Source organism: Mesorhizobium sp. M7A.F.Ca.MR.362.00.0.0, from assembly GCF_004023175.1.
Taxonomy (GTDB): Bacteria; Pseudomonadota; Alphaproteobacteria; order Rhizobiales; family Rhizobiaceae; genus Mesorhizobium.
In genome coordinates this window covers 1-4343 of the sequence record NZ_RZTF01000477.1, presented here as the reverse complement: position 1 = coordinate 4343, position 4343 = coordinate 1, and the positions used below count along the sequence as shown (strand labels likewise).

At 64.0% G+C, this 4343-nt stretch carries 4 protein-coding genes; 3 read left to right on the top strand and 1 reads right to left on the bottom strand.

Annotated features, from left to right (window positions below; genetic code table 11):
- Positions 1-80 precede the first annotated feature (80 nt).
- Together mtnK and mtnA are read left to right on the top strand one after the other, a co-directional pair.
- Positions 81-1355, top strand: a complete 1275-nt coding sequence (gene mtnK / locus EOC06_RS33390; protein WP_128309799.1) for an S-methyl-5-thioribose kinase — start codon at positions 81-83, stop codon at positions 1353-1355.
- Positions 1352-2446, top strand: coding sequence for an S-methyl-5-thioribose-1-phosphate isomerase (gene mtnA, locus EOC06_RS33385; protein WP_128309798.1), 1095 nt, complete (start codon positions 1352-1354; stop codon positions 2444-2446). The genes mtnK and mtnA overlap by 4 nt, the downstream gene beginning before the upstream one ends.
- Positions 2447-2455: 9 nt before the next feature.
- On the opposite strand, the gene EOC06_RS33380 is transcribed toward mtnA, so the two are convergent.
- Positions 2456-2995, bottom strand: coding sequence for an Lrp/AsnC family transcriptional regulator (locus EOC06_RS33380; protein WP_128309797.1), 540 nt, complete (start codon positions 2993-2995; stop codon positions 2456-2458).
- A 49-nt stretch (positions 2996-3044) separates the two neighbouring features.
- Here EOC06_RS33380 and EOC06_RS33375 point away from each other — a divergent pair, with 49 nt between their 5' ends.
- The gene (locus EOC06_RS33375) at positions 3045-4208 is read left to right on the top strand and encodes an MFS transporter (protein ID WP_128309796.1); all 1164 of its coding nucleotides are present in this window, start codon (positions 3045-3047) and stop codon (positions 4206-4208) included.
- The last annotated feature ends 135 nt before the right edge of the window (positions 4209-4343 follow it).

Genomic DNA, 4343 nt, shown 5'->3' with positions numbered 1-4343 from the left:
ACAATTGCCAGATCGCTTCCTAGCTTGGCCCAGCCGCCACGCCTCCGTTATGTTCGGAGCGCATAAGCGGGAGGATGACGATGACTGAAAAATTGCCGTTCGAAGCACTATCGGTCGAAACCCTGGCTGCACGCCTTGGCGGCAACGAGGCGCTATGCGCGAAGATCGGCAAGGACACTGGCGCCTGGAAGGTTCGCGAGGTCGGCGACGGCAATCTCAACCTGGTGTTCATTGTCGAGGGCGCCAGCGGTGCAGCCGTGGTCAAGCAGGCCCTGCCCTATGTTCGCCTGGTCGGCGACAGCTGGCCGCTGCCGTTGAAGCGCTCCTTCTTCGAATATCACGCGCTGACCAGGCAAGAGGCGCGCGCGCCAGGCTCGGTGCCGGCGATCCATTATTTCGATGAAGGCCAGGCGCTGATCATCATGGAATATCTTGCGCCGCCGCACATCATCCTGCGCCGCGCCCTGATCGACGGCCGCCAGCTGCCGAACATTGCCCGGGACATCGGCCTGTTCATGGCCCGGACGCTGTTTCGCGGCTCCGACCTGCACATGGCCGCCAAGGACCGCAAGGCCGATCTGGCGCTGTTCGCCGACAATGTCGAGCTCTGCGACATCACCGAGAGCCTGGTGTTTTCCGACCCCTATTTCGACGCCAAGATGAACCGGCACACCTCGCCGCAGCTCGACGGCCTGGTCGCCGATCTGCGCGCCGACCGCGACCTCAAGGTCGAGGCGCAGCGGCTGAAGCACATCTTCGCCGCCAATGCCGAAACGCTGCTGCATGGCGATCTGCATTCCGGCTCGATCATGGTCACCGACAGCGAAACCCGGATGATCGATCCGGAGTTCGCCTTCTACGGTCCGATGGCCTTCGATGTCGGCATGCTGCTCGCCAATTTCTGGATGTCGTTCTTCTCGCAACGCGGCCACGAGGAGGAGGGAAAGCGCGACGCCATGCGCGCCTATCTGCTCGGTGTGACGGTCGAGACATGGTCAGTGTTCCGCGCCGAATTCTCGCATCTATGGCGCACCGAGCGCACCGGCATGCTCTATCAGAAGAGCCTGTTCGAGGATCAGGGCGACAGGCTCGGCGCCGAGCAGGCGCTCGACCATATGCTGCACCAGATGTGGACCGACCTGCTCGGCTTTGCCGGCATCGAGGTGCACAGGCGTATCCTCGGCCTCGCCCACAATGCCGATTTCGAGACCATTGCCGATGAGGGTTTGCGCGCCAGTTGTGAGGCAAAGGCGCTGAAATTCGGCCGTCACCTCGCCGTCAACCGGCGCCAGATCCACAGCATCGACGAGGTCAACAATTTGGCCGCGCTGATCGAACAGGAGAGCAGCATTTGAACGTCGGCGACCGCCACTATCGCACCATCTGGCTGAGCGACGACGGCCGTTCGGTCGATATCATCGACCAGCGCTGGCTGCCGCACGATTTCCGCATCGAGACGATCGGCACGGTCGACGGCATCGCCACCGCCATCCGCGACATGTGGGTACGCGGCGCGCCGCTGATCGGCGTCACCGCTGCCTACGGCGTCGCCATGCAGATGGCTGACGATCCGTCGGATGCAGCGCTCGATGCCGTGTGGGAAACACTGCACGAGACGCGCCCGACCGCGATCAATCTGCGCTGGGCGCTCGACGAGATGCGGCGCTTCCTACGCCCCCTGCCGACAGAACAACGCACAGAAGCAGCCTACCGGCGCGCCGGCGAAATCGCCGACGAGGATGTCGAGCTGAATCGTGCCATCGGCGAGAACGGTCTCGCCATCATCAAGGCGATCGCGGCGCGCAAGCAGAAGGGCGAACCGGTCAACATCCTGACCCACTGCAATGCCGGCTGGCTGGCCACGGTCGATTACGGCACCGCCACGGCGCCGATCTACCTGGCCACAGAAGCCGGCATTCCGGTCCATGTCTATGTCGATGAAACGCGGCCGCGCAACCAGGGGGCCCAGTTGACCGCGTGGGAAATGGCCGGGCACGGCGTGCCGCACACACTGATCGTCGACAATGCCGGCGGCCATCTGATGCAGCGCGGCGCAATCGACATGGTCATCGTCGGCACCGACCGCACAACGGCCGACGGCGATGTCTGCAACAAGATCGGCACCTATCTGAAGGCGCTCGCCGCCGCCGACAATGACGTGCCGTTCTATGTCGCGCTACCGTCGCCGACCATCGACTGGACGGTACATGACGGACTGGTCGAAATCCCGATCGAGCAGCGCTCGGCCGACGAGGTCTCGCTGGTCTGGGGCAAGACCGCCGCCGGCGAGATTGCCCAGGTGCGCATTTCGCCGGAGACGACGCCTGCGGCCAACCCGGCCTTCGATGTGACGCCGGCGCGGCTGGTCACCGGCTTAATCACCGAGCGCGGCGTTGCCAAGGCATCGCGCGAGGGATTGAAGGCGATGTTCCCCGAGCGGGCGTAGCCCACGTCCCTAGTACAGAGGCTCCGCCATATGCTTCGGGGTCGGCCACGTCTCGGTAATGCCCGGCTGTACCGGCCGCTCCAGATAGGTCGATAAAACCACATAGCTGCGCGTCGAGGTGACCCCCGGCGTTTCGTACAGGCGCGCCAAAAGGCCTTCGAGTGCTCTGGTGTCTTCCGTGCGGACCTTCAGCAGCATGCAGGTGTCGCCGGCGACCGTATGGATCTCCTCGACTTCGGGATATTGCGAGACCGCCATCAGCTCCGGCGTCTTTCCCCAGCCCCTGGTGTCGATATGGACAAAGGCAAGCAAAGGCTTTTTCACCGCCCGGGGATCGATGATGGCGACTGTGTTGCGGATGGCGCCGCTGCGACGGAGCCGTTTGACCCGCTCATGCGCTGCGGGTGGCGACAAGCCGACGCGATCGCCGAGTTCGGCGTAGCTGATCGTGGCGTCATCGACCAGGACACCTAATATTCTTCGGTCTATCGCGTCGAGATCGCGGGCCGCGGCCCTGTTCTGCAGAATGCCATCTGTTTCTTCATCCATGGCGAAATTCCTGGTTCTCCGCTGAATAGAATACGGCCATTATGCTGATATGTCGAACATTGATCAAGTTGCGCCATTGACTGCCCGAGCCCCGATCCCGGCGCTTGCCTATCTGCTGACGGGCTGCATCGCCGTCATCGGCTCGAACTCGCTGGTGCTGGGTCCGATCGCACCGGCTGTCGCCTCGTCGTTCGGCACCAGCGTGCCGGCCGTGATGATTGCGGCGGCAGCGTTCGGCCTTGGCACCTCCGCAAGCGCCCTGTTCCTTGCGCGCTACATCGACCGGCTCGGTGCTCGCAGGATGCTGCAGAGCGCACTGTTGCTGTTGGCACTCGCGCTGGTCGCAAGTGCCGCGGCACCGACGGTGACCATGCTGGTCGCGGCACAGTTACTCGCCGGCATCGCTGCCGGCATCGCCATGCCCGCGATCTATGCCAGCGCCGCGGCCATCGCCCCACCGGGCAGGGAGAGCGGCACGATCGGCGTCGTCCTGACTGGATGGACGCTCAGCATGGTCGCCGGCGTTTCGCTTTCGGCCGTGCTTGCCGATCTTGTGCATTGGCGCGCCGTTTTCGCAGCGGTCGCGGTGCTCGCGACCCTTGCATGGATGGGGCTGACAGCGACGTCGCTCAGCGACATCAGGAAGGCCGGACCGGCGCCCGCCCCGCTGGAAGCGCTCGGCATTCCCGGAATCCTGCCGCTGCTGGTCGCGTGCGCGGCCTTCATGACTTCGTTCTACGGCGTCTATGGCTATCTCGGCGACCATCTTCATGTCGGGCTTGGACAGCCGGTGAGCGCCAATGGCTTGGCGGCGCTTGCCTACGGCATAGGCTTCGGGACGGCTGCTCTGCTCGACGGCGTCATCGACAGACTGGGTGCGCGGCGCGTAATGCCGTTCGCCTATCTTCTGGTCGCAGTCGTCTATGTCGCGATGGCGGCGACGAGCGGCAGTTTCGGGCTGACCTTGACCATGGTGGCAATCTGGGGACTGGCCAATCATTTCGGCCTGAATGTCCTGGTAATGCGCCTGTCTGCGCTCGATCCCTCGCGGCGCGGCACGATCATGGGCCTGAACAGTGCGGTGACTTACCTCGCGGTCTTCGTCGGCACCACCAGCTTCGGGCCGCTCTACTCCAGCTTTGGTTTTGCCACCTGCGCAATGGTCGCAGCATCGCTGATGCTGATCGCCGCATCGGCGGCGGCGTGGCGCTAGTCGACAGAACGGGATTGGCTATCCGTCTTCCAGAGCAGTCGCTTCAGGTTTCAAATTCGCCCGTCACCCTTTACGGGCGCTGGCGCCGCCCCTCACCTGCCTGCCGGCATCCTCTCCCCGTATAGTGACGGGGAG

Excerpts from the sequence above, each read along its gene's own strand:
- mtnK (WP_128309799.1), top strand. The coding sequence starts at position 81 with ATGACTGAAAAATTGCCGTTCGAAGCACTATCGGTCGAAACCCTGGCT.
- EOC06_RS33380 (WP_128309797.1), bottom strand. The coding sequence starts at position 2,995 with ATGGATGAAGAAACAGATGGCATTCTGCAGAACAGGGCCGCGGCCCGC.
- EOC06_RS33375 (WP_128309796.1), top strand. The coding sequence starts at position 3,045 with ATGTCGAACATTGATCAAGTTGCGCCATTGACTGCCCGAGCCCCGATC.